Source organism: Methylobacterium sp. E-041, from assembly GCF_022829665.1.
In the GTDB taxonomy this organism is placed as follows: domain Bacteria; phylum Pseudomonadota; class Alphaproteobacteria; order Rhizobiales; family Beijerinckiaceae; genus Methylobacterium.
The window spans coordinates 1-436 of sequence record NZ_JAKSYQ010000217.1 but is presented as its reverse complement, the minus strand read 5'-3'; the positions used below and the strand labels follow the sequence as shown (position 1 = coordinate 436).

1 protein-coding gene is annotated in these 436 nt (G+C 73.2%); it reads right to left on the bottom strand.

Translation table 11 applies throughout. The features are described 5' to 3' along the window. Positions 1 to 436 (bottom strand): hypothetical protein (locus tag MKK70_RS20070; RefSeq protein WP_243949487.1); only part of this gene is annotated, 436 nt, incomplete at both ends.

Sequence of the window (436 nt, the reverse complement as noted above, 5' to 3'; positions counted from 1 at the left end):
ACGTTTCCGGCGGCGTCCGACTGGGTCACCGAGACCGTATGGGCGCCGTCCTTCAGCGTGCTCGGGTCGTAGGCCCCGACCGCGCTGCCGTCGACGACGCAGCCCAGCTTGCCGCCGGTCTCAGCCGCATGCACGGTGAGGGATGCGTCCGAGGTGATCGGGTCGCTCGCCGATGCGCCGGTGTCGTGGGCGGGAGCGAGCCCGGGCGTGCCCGGGGCGGCACGGTCCAGGACGAGGCCGACACGTGCGGAGCCCGCGGCGACGCCGAGATAGGTTTCCGTCGACGTCAACGTGTGGACGCCGTCGACGAGCCCGGCCGGGGCGATGGTGGATTGCCCGGTCGCATCGGCGGCCGCACGGTCGGCTTCGTCGACCAGCGTCACCGTCGCGCCCGCATTGGTGACGCCGCTGACGGTGGCGTTCGCCGTGATGCCGG